Raw genomic sequence first — 16,551 nt, forward strand, 5'->3', positions numbered from 1 at the left:
CTAACTATAAATATTTGAATAAAAAAGAGCATGCCATTAACCCAAAAAATATATTTTCACAATAAAAATAAAATTGACTTTTCTGAAACTATTGTGTATCCTATACAAATAGGATGTAAATTTAATTTCATATTGTATCTCTTATAAAGAGTAGTGGAGGGACTGGCCCTATGAAGCTCGGCAACCTTTCATGTTTAACATGAATTGGTGCTAAATCCTGCAAAACATTAGTTTTGAAAGATAAGAGAGGACGTACCTACTTGTTAATCCAAGGCCTCTCTATTTATGAGCGGCCTTTTCTTTTTGACTTTTGGATTAATGATGCTCCTTTTTACTAATTCCTTCTTCATTAAATAAGGCATATCGTCTATAAAAAGAAGGTACAAAAACAAAATTTAACCACATTTTAATCCGATTATTCCAATATGTTTAATGCTTTTAAAGGAGAATTATTATGTATTGTATGGACCTAACTGGGAAAGTAGCCATTGTAACTGGCGGAGCACAAGGAATCGGTAAAGCAATTGTCGATGCTCTTTTAGACTGTGGAGCAAAGGTAGCAGCAATCGATATAAACGTTGACCCACAACAAACAACTAATCATTTGCTCTATCTTCAGGCGAATGTTGCAAAAAGTGAACAAGTCGAAGAAATGGTGCAAACGGTGACCAAAACTTTTGGAAGGGTAGATATTTTAGTTAATAATGCCGGAGTTTCTTCCTTGGATTATGCCGTCGATATTAAAGCGAGTGATTGGGATCGTGTAATGGATGTGAATGCAAAGGGAGTTTACTTATGCAGTCAAGCCGTCGCACGTTACTTAAAAGAACAAGGTGAAGGAGGAAAAATTATTAATATTTCTTCGCAAGCAGGTAAAAATGGCTATCGATTAATGGGGAGCTATGTAGCTTCTAAACATGCTGTATTAGGTTTTACAAAGGTTATGGCCATCGAATTAGCAAAAGATCAAATAAATGTTAACGCCGTATGTCCTGGAATCGTTGAAACAGATATGAAAAGAAATGAAAGAGTTATAGGAGGTAAGTTGAGAGGATTAAATGCAGAAGCTATTAAAGATGAGGATATTTCACAAGTACCATTAGGAAGAACAGCAACACCTCAAGATATTGCCAATGTCGTTGTTTTCCTAGCATCAAAATACTCCGATTATATGACAGGCCAAGGGATTAATGTAACAGGTGGTATGACAATGCACTAATGATCCATAAACTGGAGGGAATAGAAATGCCTACTATACAAAAAGAAAATAAAGGAAGTGCACTTGCACTTGTCCCCTTGCTAATCTTTGTATTGCTTTTTATCGGTACAGGGCTACTTTCAAAAGACTTTTCAAAAATGCCATTAAGTGTCGCGATTATTGTTGCAGGTGCGATTGCACTTTTAATGAATAGGAAAGAGACGTTATCGAAAAAGGTTGATATCTTTTGTAAAGGGGCTGGGCACCCAAATATTATCTTAATGGTAATAATCTTTATTTTGGCCGGAGCTTTTGCAGGTGTTGCTAAGGAAATGGGTGCTGTAGAATCAACGGTTAATCTTGGATTGTCCTTTCTTCCCGCAAATTTATTAATGGTGGGACTATTTGTTATCGCCTGCTTTATTTCCACCTCGATGGGAACCTCAATGGGCACAGTTGTTGCACTTGCTCCTATTGGGATAGGAATTGCAGGACAAACAGATATTTCGATGGCATTGGCGATGGCTACTGTTATTGGAGGAGCAATGTTTGGTGATAACCTATCAATGATTTCAGATACAACGATTGCAGCAGTAAGAACTCAAAACACGCAAATGAAGGACAAATTCAAAGTCAATTTCTTTATTGTGCTGCCTGGGGCCATTCTAACTGCAATCATTCTTGGAATTATCACACTTGGTAATCATGCAAATATAGGTGGGGAACATCCTTATGAAATCATTAAGGTTCTTCCTTATGTTGCTGTCCTTATAGCAGCTCTTGTAGGAGTGAATGTTTTAATCGTATTACTTGGAGGAACGATATTTGCTGGCATAATTGGTATGGCCTATGGATCTTATGATTTGCTCGGCTTTTTGCAAACCGTTGCCAAAGGTGTCATGAGTATGGAGGATCTTGCCATTGTAGCTATTATGATAGGCGGGGTAGTTGAACTTATTAAATATAATAGCGGAATTGATTTTCTATTAAATTTCGTAACTAGTAAAATTAAATCTAAAAAGGGTGCTGAATTTGGGATTGCAGGCTTGGTTAGTGTGGCTGATATTGCGACGGCTAATAATACGATTTCCATTGTCATTACAGGCCCTTTAGCGAAAAATATTGCAGATGAATACCATATCGATTTAAGAAAGTCAGCTAGTATACTCGATCTGTTCTCCAGCTGCTGGCAAGGGATAGTTCCATATGGTGGGCAGTTGCTAGCTGCAGCAGGTTTAGCTTCCATCTCACCTGTTAGCATTATTCCTTACTCATTCTATCCAATATTAATGGGGATTTGTGGGATAGTAGCCATTTTAATTGGATATCCAAAGCTACAAAGCAAAGAAAAAGGAATAAATAGTAAGGCAAATCCTTCTTTAGAAGAAAAATCTTTATGATAGTTAATAGGAGAGAAAATTTTTGTTTCTAAGTTTCAGGCAAAAAAAGATTATTTAGGAGTGAAATCAAATGGTACAAAAAATGAATGTAGAAAGCTTTAATCTCGATCATACGAAAGTAAAAGCACCTTATGTCCGATTAGCTGGCGTCACTCACGGGAAAAATGGAGATGTTATTCATAAGTATGATATTCGAGTAAAACAGCCCAATAAAGAGCATATGAAAATGCCTGCTCTTCATTCCCTTGAACATTTACTTGCAGAAAATGTCCGCAATCATCTTGATCATGTTGTCGACTTAAGCCCTATGGGTTGTCAAACTGGCTTTTATTTAGCCGTCCTTAACCATGATGATTATGATGGAATTCTGGTTGCACTGGAAAAAACATTGAATGACGTATTAGCTGCTAAAGAAGTTCCGGCTTGCAATGAAGTACAATGCGGTTGGGCTGCAAGTCACAGCCTTGAAGGGGCGCAGGAGCTTGCTCGTGAATTGCTTGCTAAAAAAGAAGAATGGAAAGATATTTTTGTAGATGGAGAATGAAAATTAAGTTGCTTGTTTAATCTTACGGGGGGGAAGTACCAGCAATAAGGAATAAAATTAGAAAATGTAAAGGGTTCTCTATTGCATTGGTATAAATACACAACTGTACGTTAGGGCTAGGGCGAACATTTGAAAGGTGTTCGCTCTTTTTTAAATTATATTTAAAAAAGTGGATGGACTTGGTTTAGATAAAGACGAACTTGAAAAACTAATGCACAAGTCTGAATTATTCTTTGATGAAGGATATGTATTTGAGCGTATAAATTTAGCCAATATAGTGGCTTTAGAAAGATTGAAAAAAGCAAAAGATACAGACTCTTAGAACCTGATCTGGTTTGTACACATGGATGGTGAGTATAGGAGAAGTAAAGGAGGACAAAATTATACGGTAGGTCAAATACAATAAAAATGTCGTACGGGATTTTTACAAGGAGAAAGCTTAGATGAAGTGGCGAATTTTCAATCGATTTGGTTTGACGCTTTATGTTATAAAGACGGCATTGGCAGCAGGGCTGGCATGGTATGCAGCATCGCTGATCTCGCATAACCAATATCCTTATTTTGCAGCATTAGGCGGTATTCTTACTGTCCAGGTGACAGTCGTAGATTCAATTAATAAGGGAGTTTACCGTGTCGTGGGTATTATTGGAGGAGTATTTGTTAGTGTCATTATTAGGGAATTCCTCCCTTTAAATGCTGGATCCATTACCTTAGTGGTACTCGTTGGAATGGCCATTTTTACTGCGTTCCGATTAAATTCGCAAATTATTTCTCAGGTAGGTGTCAGCTCCATACTTGTTCTTGCGTTTGGTGGACAACCCGGCTATTCCGTTGATCGAATTCTGGAGACTTTTATTGGCTGTATCATTGCTGTGTTATTGAATATTTTCCTCATTCCTCCGAACCCAATCCCAGAGGCAGAGAAACGTGTTTTAGACTTAAGCAAACATGCCAGTAACGTTCTCAAAAATTTAGCGATTGCTTACCGAGAGCAATGTTTGAAACCGATTGATATGCCATATGTTCAGGAATTAGTTAGTGAAACGGAAAAGTCCTATCAAGCAGTTCAATTTGCACAGCAAAGTTTACGATTCAGTCCCATTTTGCAAAAGAGGCGCTCGCAATTTCTTGCTTTAGCCAAAGTTATTAGCAGGTATGAACTCATCACCGTTCAAATTCGTGGGATTGCGTGCGGACTCGTTGATCTTGATAGAAGAAACAGCCCAATGGAAGAGTTAATAAAGGCAATAAGCGATACGGCTATATGTGTTGGACTTTTTGCCGAACGGGAAATAACCCCTTCAGCGGAACTTAAAGAAAAATTAGCATTTTCCATTGAACAAGCAAAAAGCTACCAAAATAAATGCTTACATATTATTCATCAATTGGATGACCTCACCGTACTAAGAGACATTGCCAGCATACTCGCCGATTTGAACCGAATCCTAGTAGAAGTTAACAGCAGCACACACTTTATCACGGAAAAGAAAATCACCCTTAAGCGATGAAGGTAATGTTGTGTTGAATTTAATTTTAATGGGTAACTTTCATAGGCATGCAGACACATTCAGGATTAGTGGGGCTGAAGAGACCGACCCCGCAGATGCCATTGTGAATGCTCCCCGCATCGCATCTAAATAAGGTTCACTTGTTTTTTTTTTGAAACATAAGATGACTTATTCTTAATGAAGTAACCAGTCATCGTTAAAATAAGCGTAGATTTTCCGGTTAGACTGCAGAAAAGAACTCGGTTCGAGGTATATAAGCGTAGAATTTCCGATTAAGCAAAGGAATATTACCTATTTTCATGTTTTTTGAGTCAATAGTCGGAATCTTTCCGTCTATTTTAAGCTATTTTCAGTGCTATTTCCTCATTAAGAGAAATTTCTCCGCTTATTTTTCAATACGCTTTAGCATCTAATGGTACTTGTACAACTTACGGATGACTTCGTAAAAAAAAGGCTTTGAGATATTTGCATCTCTAAGCCTTTTTGACTGTGAATTATGCTGTGGAGTTTATGTGATTTGCTATTTGATTTAGTCTTCGATTTACCATTTTGCACCTCATAAGTAAAACCGTTAGAATTTTTCTTGCTCTGTTTTCATTTTAAAGACATAGTAGGATTCCTCTTCTTAAATTCGCCATATAAAGCCTATTACATCTGTTTGGAAGGGGCGGTTCTCATGCTTCATATAAGCAGTGAGTCTACCCTTTGATTTTGGATGTAAAGCCCCAGTACTAGGAGGGAGGGACCCATTCGTACTGTTAATATCTAAAACAAGGCAAAATTAGTTCATAGAATTGGCTGAATAGGAAATTGCTTTGTTGGTGTTGGTGATAAATTTCCAAAGCCCGTGCTGAAGAGGTTCGACTTTCCGGTTCTTTTCGTTTACTTATTTCATAAAGAATATCCGCTTTTAGGAGCCCTTCGTAGTCTGGTTCTAGCAAGGAAAGCGCCTCCTCGAAGAGAGCGAGTGAAATTTGATCAGCGTGGGAGTGATATTTCCCTTCTAAATATAAATTTCTCGCATGTAAAAAGTAGTTGGAAACCGTAGGTAAAAGTGATTTGGTTTTGTCTAAAAGCCTTTCAATAAAAGAATCTTCGACATTTGTGGACATGCAGCATTGAATTGCTAATTGATAGATTGCTAAAGCTTGTTTTTGAAGCTGTGGAACTTCCGCAATGGTATCAATATCATATAAAAAATTATCTTTTAAATTATTAAGGTGTTCTTGATTTGGTTGTGATCTTAATAAAGAGTAAATGGTAAGTGCCCATCCTCGCAGAATGCCTTCCTGATCCTTTGTTTGATGGAGTTTTTCCCTTAATGTCAAAAGTCCATTATGAAGAGAATTATCGGCATCTCCATCTGAAAATTGAATAAGAAGTTTGATATAATCCGTTTCCATGGGATGAATAATATGATGGTTAACTTGATTGATATGGAACAATGATTGGTTAAATGATCCAATATATAAATATAAAATAGAAAGATTAAAATGAATATTATCTCTTTCTTCCTTCAGGTTAGTTGGATTTTCTTTGGAGATTTCTAATGCTCTATTTAATAAATCAATACTTTTCATTCCCTTTTTTCTTGCAAAAGACATGCTGGCTAAAGCATTGTATGATTTCATTTTTAGTTTTAAATTATATTTGTTTTCGGGCTCGTGGAGGACTTTGTTAAAAAAAGTATTTGCTTCATCATAATGAGATAATCTTAAAGAATAATTACCCGATAAATAATAATAATCAATCATTCGTGTGGTAACTTCATATTCTTCTATTTTGTTTTTAAATTGAGTTAATTCGCCTTTTACTGCCTTCCAATGATGTAATCCAATTAAATCACCTATTTTTTGTTTCCTATTATCTAATTCTTTAATCTTTTCGTCTATGTCTGGGTCTGAAAAGTGGCTAATCGGGAAATCTAACCGTTCACTCAATTTTTCTAACTCTTCATTCGTGACGGGGCGATGACCATTCTCAATTTGACTCATTTTCCCTAAAGAGCAAATCCCTTTTGCTAATTCCTCTAAGGTCATTCCTCTTGATTTTCTGGCTGCTCTTATTTTTTTTCCAATTGCATTATGTCTTGGTATTTGTCGTTTCATGTTGTTTCCTTCTTCCTATGTTTTTCTAGGTATATTTTACTATATAAGTAAAAACTATGAATAGGTTGATAATATCGACAAAAAAATATAAAAATGAAATTTTTACTATTTTTTTGTCTAAAATTGTTGAAAATTTCATTTTGGTTGTCATAATCTTCTTTGTGTGTAAAAAAATTCTTTTTAAGTATTCCTTTTTTAATAGTAAAATAGTCTCTTTTATTGTCGTTGTATTCTTGTAAAAAGGAATTTTAAAAAAGTATTTTTATACAGAAACAAATTTGTTTCTGATAGATAATGACAAAGGAGTTAAAAACGAATGGATACTAAGCATCTTAATCTACATGATTTAATTAAAGATCGCTTATTTTACAACGAGTTTCAACCTCTTTGGAATACCTCGGAAAATACTATATTTGCCTATGAGGCATTTATTAGGACAAACCCGTTTACAGATCCTTTGGAACTTTTTTATCAAGCGCGTAATATGGGAGTCCTTTACGAATTAGATACTGCATCCATATCGAATGCCGTTAAAGAATATCCATACGGCCATTTAGATAAATATTTACTTTTCGTAAATGTTTTTCCTTCTACGATTATTCACCCAGATTTCCCTGCCTTTATTAATGGACTATTACGGAACTATGAAGAAATCAAACACAGAGTAGTGTTTGAAATAAATGAGGATCCTGCAGAAGATCATTATTGGGAAGAACCCCATTTTAAAAATCGCTTGTCATTCCTTAGGGATAAGGGATTTTTTATTGCTTATGATGATTTAACCTATACTCAGTCATCCATAAGGAAAATTCATGACTATGTTCCGGATTTTACGAAATTAGATCGATCGTGTTCTCAAAATTTGGCGGATTCTTTAGAAAAGCAGGAGCACGTCGAATATTTTGTTTCTGATACTTTTAAGGAAATGGTCGTGGTCTTAGAGGGGATTGAAACGAATGATGATTTATTAGTGGCAAAGCAACTGGGTGTGCCTTTACTGCAGGGATACTTTATTGCGAAGCCGCATCGCTTATGAAACGTTGTAAAGGAAATGAGTAATGTTATGAACAGAAGAAGTTGGACAGATGAGGAAATTCGATTCTTAAAAGAAAATGTGGGAAAGATGAAAATCGAGACGGTTTCTCAAAAGTTAAATAGATCACAAGGGTCTGTTATTAGCAAAATGAAGAGACTGGGTATTGCTTATACCAAAAATCAAACTGGACATTTATCCACGTATCAATTAGCCGAGTTACTCTCCGTTGATCGAAATACAATTATCGGTTGGATGAAAAGACATGGCCTAAAATTCACCAAAAAGGTTACACGTACCACCAAGAGCTTTTATTTTATCGATCCAATAGACTTTTGGAAATGGGCAGAAAGAAACCGCGAAAAAATAGATTTTTCAAAGATAGAATGCAATACTATCGCTCCTGAACCCGAATGGGTAAGACATGAAAGAAATTGCCGGAAAGAAGAACATTATAAAGTGTGGAGTGTAAAAGAAGAAAGAGTGTTAGAAATGATGGTGCTATCAGGGTATTCCTATTCCGAGGTAGCGAAGCGGCTGTCGAGGACAAAAACGAGCGTTCAAAGAAAATATCAACGAATGACAAAAATAAGATAGGGGGATGAAAGTGAAATCAAACTATGTCATTTTTCGTGTTGGAGATAATGACTTTGGTATCGAAATCCAATACGTCATTTCCATTGAAAAGGTAACGGAGATCACCTGTCTTCCGCAAATGCCTGATTATATCAAAGGGATTACCAATTTAAGGGGGCAAATGAAAGGAGTCATTGATGCTGCTACATTACTATTCAATCAATCTATTGAAATAGATGAAAGTACAAGATTTCTTCTTTTAGACATTCATCAATCTGATATTGCTCTGATGGTTTCGAAGACAAATGAAATTTTGAGTATCGATGAAGAGGAAATAAAACCGATTGATTCCATTAACGCCACTTCCGAAATTTTTAAAGGAGTTGCCTTAATAGACAACCGAATGATATCCATCTTGAATATCGAAAAGCTACTTTCAACATTAGATGCTTTAGAAACAGTTTCTGCTGTTCATTTGGGATGAAAAAATGTAACACATCGAAAGGGGGAATGTAGAAATAAACATCCTGCACTTAATATGTAAAATCAACATCAAGAAAGGAAGAATGAAATGTCAGCAAAGAAGATTGTATTTGGAATTGTACTTATTTTAGCTTTAATAACAGCTGGTGTGTATCCATATATACAAAATGACACACCTGTTCATGCAAAGGAAACGAAAATCAAAAAAGTTACAAAGCCTTTTAAGGTAGCATCTATCGAGTTTAATCCAATTTTAAATGAAAGAGATAAGAACGTAGCTGCATTAGCAAAGTTAACGGAAGAAGCATTTAAAAATGGGGCAAAGCTTGTTGTAGCTCCTGAAATGTCTACCACTGGATATTACTATGCTAATCGTAAGGCTATTGAGCCGTTTGTTGATACGATTCCTGGTAAAACAACGGATGTATTCGCGAAATTAACGAAAAAATACGATGCGTACATTGTGTTTGGTATGCCGGAAGTGGATAAAAAAACAAACCTTTATTATAACTCAGCAGCAATGGTAGGTCCTGATGGATACGTTGGCAAGTATCGCAAAACACAAATGTGGGAAACGGAAACACATTGGGGAGCATGGGGAGACTTAGGCGTACCTGTGTTTGATACAGAACTAGGTAAAATTGCTATTAACATCTGTATGGACTCTGCTTATTTTGAGACTGCAAGATTAGCAGGTATTCAAGGTGCAGACATTCTAGCATTCCCAACGAATTCATCTGCACAAGCGATTTCTGCTCTTCCTGCTCGTGCACAACAAAATGGAATGTATATTGTCAGTGCAAACCGTTCCAATACAGAGCATGGCTTCCATATGATTGGCGGAAGTGCTGTTTGGTCTCCGGAAGGACATAAACTTGCGGAAGCACCTGTTATCATGACAGAAAAAGAAGATGTCGATGAACCGACGATTACTTATGCAACCATTGATCCAAAGCAATACGATAATAAAAATAAAGAAGCATTGAAGGAAAGAAGACCAGAGCTTTATAAAGAGCTTATGCAATATGTAGAGCCATGGGACTATACGAAAAATACAACTCCACACAAAATTGTAGCAGCTGCTCTTCAATATGAGCCTGTATTGGGTGATAAAGCAAAAAATAAACAAAAAATTGTTTCTCTATTAGAAGACGCAAAGAAACAAGATGGTAATTTAAATTTAGTTGTTCTTCCTGAATTATCTTTAACAGGTCCGGTTGATAATAAAAAAGATGCAGCAAGCTTCGCTGAAAGTGCTGATGGGGAAACAACGCAATTTTTCGCTGATCTTGCAAAGAAATACCAAGTTTCTATCGTAGCAGGACTAATTGAAAAAGAAAATAATAACTTATTTAATTCAGCCTTCTTAATTTCTCCAGATGGCAGCATTGCAGGGAAATATGAAAAAACTCATCTAAGCAAAATGGATAAAAAATGGGCAACACCAGGTTCTTCTTTACCAGTTTTTGAAACAAAGGAATTAGGTAAAATCGGTATTTTAATAGGCGAAGATGCTCAGTTTCCGGAAGCTTCAGGAGTTTTAGCAGTGGAACGAGCTGATACAATTGCCATTCCTTCCGCTTGGAACGGACAATACGGAGGAAAGATGGAAATCAGCAAAAAAATGTCTGTAAATAAATATCCGGATGACTCCATGGTTACTTGGGATGCCGTTGCAATTGGTGCACAAGCGTACACTGTTGTTGCTAATTATGTAGGAAGCGATCAACATTATTTAGGCGGCAGCAGCTTGTACACGCTTGATCCATTGTATGGTTTAGATCAGCCTGTTGTAGCCCCAAGTGATAAAGAGGAAGCATTGGTCGTGAAATATGAAACATTACAAAATGACTGGTGGTTTAACCAAGATAAATTGCTTCTCTCCAGAAGAACACCATATTTTGTTCCATTAATTCAAGAATAAGAGAAAGGAAAGCAAGGTACGGCATAGAAATATGCCTTTCTTGCTTTATAAAGGTTTTTATATGAAGAAAAAAAGAGGTTCATTTAAAACTAAGCTTATAGTCTATTCTTTATTGTTATCCATTATTCCAATTTTTATCGTTTCCTTTTTTATCAATAATGAAGTTCGAAAAACCACTCAAAATGCTTATACGGAATCTAGTAAAAAGGAAATTAACCAAGTCGATAATGCGATCTCCTTATATTTTGATACGATTCATGAAAATGCCAAATTATTAGCGACCAATCCTTCTGTCATAAGTGCGGACAAATCCATTACATCTTATATGAAGGTGAAGGGTGTGGATTCGGGTCAATCTGTTGATATGACCCCTTCCAAAAACAGCAAAAAGGAAAAAGAAATATTTGATATTTTTGCCCAGTTTGGTGCTTCACACCCAAATGCTGCTTATGTATATATGGGAACTCCTGATGGCGGCTATATTCAATATCCTGAAGGTCCGACAACGGCAGGCTTTGACCCGCGTGAACGGCCTTGGTATCAAACGGCGACAGCAAATCCTGGTAAAGTTAATATGACAAGTGCCTATGCCGCAAATGGATCGGATTCGATCATTGTAAGTAATGTTGTTACCATTGAACAAAATGGACAGCAAAAAGGCGTACTTGGATTAGACGTTGACTTAAATGGATTAACTAGCATCATCAAGCAAATTAAAATTGGGAAAAATGGCTATGTTATTTTAGCGGAGGATAATGGAACGATTCTTGCCGATCCGAAAAATCCAAAGCTAAATTTCAAACCGATATCTACATTAAAAGTTCCAGAGTTAAAAAAATTGAATAAAGATACTAGTATCGTAGCAAAGCTTAACGGAAAGGATTATGTGTTCACAATCATTTCTTCTAAAATAAAAGGCTGGAATTACATATCCGTTGTGGAAAAAAGTGAGTTTCTAGCATCTGCGAAACATATCACGAATATTCTTCTTCTATTAGGTGCAATCGTCGCTATTTTAGCGATCATCGTGTCGTTCTTTATGAGTTCAAGGATTACACGTGATATTAAGAAGCTAAGTGCTCTATCCTTATCCATGTCAAAAGGTGATTTGACTCAGCAGGTGGATATCAAATCGAACGATGAAATTGGCGAAACAGGATCTAATTTTAATCTGATGGCAAATAATTTAAAAGAAATGATTACAAAGGTTTCCGATGGCTCCCAGCAACTATCCGCTACATCAGAGGAACTTGCTGCAAGCTCTGAAGAAAACCTAAAAGCATCTACGCAAATATCCGAATCCATTCAGAGTGTGGCTTCAGGCACGGATGAACAAAATGCAGAAATGAATGATGCGGTTAACATTATGAGAGAAGTATTAGAAAATGTGGAAGTAGTAACAACCAGCATGGAAAATGTCCACAAATCTATTAATCTATCTGCAGAAACCGCTAGTCTCGGTAGCGAGGTAGTAAATCAAACCGTCCAACAAATGGCGGAAATCGATCAAAATGTTGCATCTTCTGCAGAAAAAATAAATGAACTAAAAGAAAAATCTAATGAAATTAGCCAAATAAGCCTTATGATTCAATCCATTTCCGAACAAACGAATCTTTTGGCGCTTAATGCAGCCATTGAAGCGGCAAGAGCGGGAGAACAAGGAAAAGGCTTCGCTGTTGTAGCCGATGAGGTTCGAAAACTGGCAGAACAATCAAGCCAATCTGCATCGCAAATTAGTGAAATCATTACGGACATTAAAGAAGGAATCAATGAATCTATGGAACTGGTGGACAAAGGTTCCGATTCCACTAAAGAAGGTCTCGATTTAGTGAATAAAAGCGGTACTGCCTTCGAAAATATTAATAATTCCGTTGTGAACGTAACCAAAAGTATCGCTGAAGTCAGCGGATCTATGAACAAAATGAAAGCAAGTATAGAAGAAGTTTTTACCCATTTTGAAAAAGTCTTTAAAACGTCAATGGGTGTAAATGAACACTCCCAAAACGTTGCCGCATCCTCCGAAGAAATGAGTGCATCCATGAACGAAGTATCTTCCGCGGCACAAGAACTCGCCAAAATGGCAATGGAACTGGAAGAAGTAATATCGCAATTTAAATTGTAAGGAGAACAGGGGTTGCAAGCCCCTGTTTTTTCTTGTGGGTTTGGGGGGCGGTTCTCTTTTCTCAAAATTACTAACAACACTACACCCTTTTTTTGTGAGAAGAGGGACCGGATCAAAAGACCAAGAGGAAGGAAAAATCCGGTTCCAATGTCCTTTATAGGGATTCAAAAGACCAAGAGGAAGAAAAAAACCGAGAGCAATGTCTTTTATAGGGATTCAAAAGACCAATAGAAAGAAAAATTCCAAGTCCAATGTCCTTTATAATGGTTAATAATAAGACGGTTCTTACATTTCACTTATTTAAACCAGAGGTGGAAACATGGGAACAATCTCCACAAACTAAAAAAACTTTCAAATTATTATTGAAAATGAAAAGGGTTTCAGATATACTTTTACTAAACTGATTTACTAATTATTTTAAATTTTTGCATACTAGTTTCTTAGATTAGTATGGCAAGTTACATAGAATTACTAAATCGATTTATTTTTTATTTGGTAACTAAACCGATTTATAAAACTTTTATTTTTTGCTCAATACTAAACCGGTTTATCTAATCAACTTAGAAGGAAACGAAAGAAGGAGGTATTAAAATGCCACCAAGTTTTAGTGTTTTTACGATAGGGGATGCTTTGATCACCTTTAATCCGTCCCAAACCGGACCAATGCGATACGTCCCTCAGTTTGAACGAAAAGTGGGAGGAGCTGAGCTTAATTTTGCTATCGGCTGTTCTCGTCTCGGGTTACGTTCAAAGTGGGTAAGTCGTTTAGGAAAGGACGAATTTGGACGATATATTTATAATTTCGTACGTGGCGAAGGGGTGAATACCGAAGATGTCCATTTTGTGGAAGGATATCCAACTTCGTTGAATTTTAAAGAGATTCGGGAGGATGGTTCGGGAAAAACCTTCTATTACCGCTATCAATCTCCAATCTTAACTTTAGCACCGAATGATATCACAGAAGAGATGTTAGAAGGAATCAATCTAGTTCACATAACAGGCGTGTTTTTAGCGGTTGATCCTAAAAATTTAGAGATTGCAAAACGCGTTTTAGAAATAGCGAAGCAAAAGCACATAACTGTTTCTATGGATCCTAATATTCGTTTGAAATTATGGACTATCGAGGAGGCAAGAAAAGCTTATTTTGAACTGTTTCCATACGTGGATATCTTGCTGACAGGTCTAGATGAGATCAAGCTAATATTAGATTCGTCATCAGAAGAAGATTTTGTGAACTTAGCAAAACGCTATAACATTGATCAGCTTGTTATAAAAGATGGAGCAAACGGATCAAGGGTTTATTATCGTGGAATCTGGTTTCAAAAAGAAGCTTTTGCAGTTAAACCAGTAGACACGGTTGGAGCCGGAGATGGTTTTGATGCGGGCTATATTTATGGGTATTTACATGATTTACATATGGAAGAGCGATTAGCATTTGCAAATGGAGTCGGGGCATTAGTGACGACTGTCTCAGGAGATAACGAAGGCTTACCTTATTTAGAGGAAGTTTGGTCTTTTATTCGAAACGAAGCAGTGATAGAAAGATAAATACCAATGATTGTAATGAACTTATTGGAAGCGTTTTTATAGTTTCTAAATTAAGGAGATGGTAGCATAGCGACTGTAACCATAAAAGCAGAGGAAGCAAAGCAGCTAGTCATTCAGAAATTACAAGAAGCAGGGTTAAATGATCAACATGCTAAGAAAATAGCGGAAGTTTTAGTCCATGCGGATTTAAGAAATGTAAATTCCCACGGTGTTTTGCGAACAGAACATTATATCAACCGTTTAAAAGCAGGGGGGATTAACCCTGACGCAAACATCACTTTTCAATCTACTGGACCTGTAACAGGCATTGTAGATGGAGATGATGGTTTTGGTCATGTGGTTGCGGATATTGCGATAGATCATGCAATTGAAATGGCAAAGTCAAGTGGAGTTGGGATGGTAACGGCAATGAACAGCAGCCATTGCGGGGCTTTAAGCTATTTTGTTCAAAAGGCTGCAGAGGAAAAGCTAATTGGAATTGCCATGACACATACGGATAAAATTGTCGTTCCGTTTGGAGGGAAAACACAGTTTCTCGGTACCAATCCGATTGCATATGGGGTTCCAGCCAAGACGAAGCAGCCATTTATTCTTGATATGGCGACATCGAACGTAGCTTTAGGGAAAATTCTCCAAGCTCGTGAGGAAGGAAAAGAAATACCGGAAGGCTGGGCGGTAGATGAAAATGGAGCTCCTGTAACGGATCCAAACAAAGTCGCTTCTCTTACCCCATTTGGAGGACCTAAAGGGTACGGTTTGGCCGTGATAGTAGACATTTTCTCCGGACTATTAGCGGGTGCGGCATTCGGTCCGCACATTGGAAAAATGTACGATGATCTTGATAAGAAAAGAAAACTGGGACATTACTTCTGTGCGATAAACCCTGCTTTCTTCACGGATCCAGACGTCTTTTTAGAGCAAATGGACCGGATGATGGAAGAATTACAACAGGTACCGCCTGCACCGGGATTTGAACGGGTATATGTGCCTGGGGAAATTGAACAATTGCATGAAGCAAGAAATCTTGAGCAAGGGATTACCATCGCTTCAAGCGTATATGAATTTTTAACAAAGAAGGTGCAATAAATGAAAGCGGTTCAAGTTAGAAAAGCACATGAACTTATCATTAATGAAATCGAAAAACCACAGATAGTACATACAACAGACGTTCTTGTAAAAGTAAAACGTGTGGGGATTTGCGGTTCAGATATGCATATCTATCATGGAACGAATCCGCTCGCTACTTTACCGCGAGTAATTGGTCATGAGGTTGCCGGGGAAGTGGTAGAAGTCGGAGAGGATGTTAAAGGAATAAAAGTAGGCGACCATGTTGTTGTAGAACCAATCCGATATTGCGGTGAATGCTATGCTTGTCGAAAAGGCCGTCCAAATGTTTGTGAAAAGTTATCTGTATTTGGAGTCCATGAGGATGGAGGAATGAGAGAATGGTTTGTTCTTCCGGAAAAGCAACTTCATGTGGTAGATTCCTCCTTGCCATGGGAAGAAGTTGTTCTAGCCGAGCCTTATACGATTGGAGCTCAAGCTATTTGGAGAGGCGGAGTAGAGGAAGGAGAAACCGTATTAATACAAGGTGCCGGCCCAATTGGAATATGCGTTTTAAAATTGGCTAAGCTCATGGGGGCTACCGTCATGATTACCGATTTAAATGAGGAACGATTAGCTTTTGCGAAGGAAAATGGCGCTGATGTAATAGTGAATGCCGGAAGTGAAGACGTTCGAAAACGTGTGGAGGAGTGGACAAATGGCGAAGGGGCAAATGTTGTAATGGATGCCGTTTGCTTGCCAATGACATTCGAATTGGGGATTGATGTTGTTTCTCCTGCCGGACGAGTCGTGGTTCTTGGCTTTGATGAACGAAAAGCAGCTATTTCACAGCTTCCAATTACAAAAGGGGAAGTAACGATAGTAGGTTCAAGATTACAAACTTACCAGTTTCCAAAAGTCGTGAAACTATTAAATGAAGGAAAGCTTCGTCATAACGGGCTCGTAACTCATACTTACAAACTAGAGGATGTTCAAGAAGCTTTTGATTTTATCGAAAAACATCCAGAACAAGTTCGCAAAGCCCTTATCGAATTTGAATAAG

13 protein-coding genes and 1 riboswitch are annotated in these 16,551 nt (G+C 37.2%); of the genes, 12 read left to right on the forward strand and 1 reads right to left on the reverse strand.

The window, feature by feature from the left end; genetic code table 11:
- Positions 1–138: 138 nt before the first annotated feature.
- Positions 139–247: riboswitch (SAM riboswitch) on the forward strand.
- A gap of 207 nt (positions 248–454) precedes the next feature.
- From AN964_RS04180 to AN964_RS04195, 4 genes are all read left to right on the forward strand, one after another.
- Positions 455–1,219 (forward strand): SDR family NAD(P)-dependent oxidoreductase, encoded by a 765-nt coding sequence (locus AN964_RS04180; protein WP_055738505.1) that lies wholly within the window; start codon positions 455–457, stop codon positions 1,217–1,219.
- A gap of 35 nt (positions 1,220–1,254) precedes the next feature.
- Entirely contained in the window at positions 1,255–2,598 is a 1,344-nt protein-coding gene (locus tag AN964_RS04185) for a Na+/H+ antiporter NhaC family protein (RefSeq protein ID WP_200915609.1), read from the forward strand.
- A gap of 70 nt (positions 2,599–2,668) precedes the next feature.
- Entirely contained in the window at positions 2,669–3,142 is a 474-nt protein-coding gene (locus AN964_RS04190; RefSeq protein ID WP_055738506.1) for an S-ribosylhomocysteine lyase, read from the forward strand.
- 443 nt (positions 3,143–3,585) lie between these two features.
- Positions 3,586–4,650, forward strand: a complete 1,065-nt coding sequence (locus AN964_RS04195) for an FUSC family protein (protein WP_055738507.1) — start codon at positions 3,586–3,588, stop codon at positions 4,648–4,650.
- Positions 4,651–5,408: 758 nt separating this feature from the next.
- On the opposite strand, the gene AN964_RS04200 is transcribed toward AN964_RS04195, so the two are convergent.
- A complete protein-coding gene (locus tag AN964_RS04200; protein WP_055738508.1) occupies positions 5,409–6,758 on the reverse strand; it encodes a helix-turn-helix domain-containing protein in 1,350 nt (449 codons plus the stop codon).
- 316 nt (positions 6,759–7,074) lie between these two features.
- Between AN964_RS04200 and AN964_RS04205 the strand changes: the two genes are divergently transcribed.
- The 8 genes from AN964_RS04205 (at position 7,075) to AN964_RS04245 (ending at position 16,550) form a co-directional block, all read left to right on the forward strand.
- Positions 7,075–7,794 (forward strand): EAL domain-containing protein, encoded by a 720-nt coding sequence (locus tag AN964_RS04205; RefSeq protein ID WP_055738509.1) that lies wholly within the window; start codon positions 7,075–7,077, stop codon positions 7,792–7,794.
- Positions 7,795–7,821: 27 nt separating this feature from the next.
- The gene (locus AN964_RS04210) at positions 7,822–8,388 is read left to right on the forward strand and encodes an RNA polymerase sigma factor sigma-70 region 4 domain-containing protein (protein ID WP_055738510.1); all 567 of its coding nucleotides are present in this window, start codon (positions 7,822–7,824) and stop codon (positions 8,386–8,388) included.
- A gap of 10 nt (positions 8,389–8,398) precedes the next feature.
- Positions 8,399–8,851 carry a chemotaxis protein CheW gene (locus AN964_RS04215; RefSeq protein ID WP_055738511.1) on the forward strand — a complete coding sequence of 151 codons (453 nt, stop codon included), beginning with the start codon at positions 8,399–8,401 and terminating at the stop codon, positions 8,849–8,851.
- Between the two features lie 87 nt (positions 8,852–8,938).
- Entirely contained in the window at positions 8,939–10,774 is a 1,836-nt protein-coding gene (locus AN964_RS04220) for a nitrilase-related carbon-nitrogen hydrolase (protein WP_083489217.1), read from the forward strand.
- 61 nt (positions 10,775–10,835) lie between these two features.
- On the forward strand, positions 10,836–12,896 hold the full coding sequence (locus tag AN964_RS04225) for a methyl-accepting chemotaxis protein (protein ID WP_161809209.1): 2,061 nt from the start codon (positions 10,836–10,838) through the stop codon (positions 12,894–12,896).
- A gap of 591 nt (positions 12,897–13,487) precedes the next feature.
- Positions 13,488–14,444, forward strand: coding sequence for a sugar kinase (locus tag AN964_RS04235; protein ID WP_055738514.1), 957 nt, complete (start codon positions 13,488–13,490; stop codon positions 14,442–14,444).
- A 66-nt stretch (positions 14,445–14,510) separates the two neighbouring features.
- Entirely contained in the window at positions 14,511–15,530 is a 1,020-nt protein-coding gene (allD, locus tag AN964_RS04240; protein ID WP_055738515.1) for an ureidoglycolate dehydrogenase, read from the forward strand.
- Positions 15,531–16,550, forward strand: a complete 1,020-nt coding sequence (locus tag AN964_RS04245) for a zinc-binding alcohol dehydrogenase family protein (RefSeq protein WP_055738516.1) — start codon at positions 15,531–15,533, stop codon at positions 16,548–16,550.
- Position 16,551: the final 1 nt, after the last annotated feature.

Source organism: Heyndrickxia shackletonii (assembly GCF_001420715.1).
In the GTDB taxonomy this organism is placed as follows: domain Bacteria; phylum Bacillota; class Bacilli; order Bacillales; family Bacillaceae_C; genus Margalitia; species Margalitia shackletonii.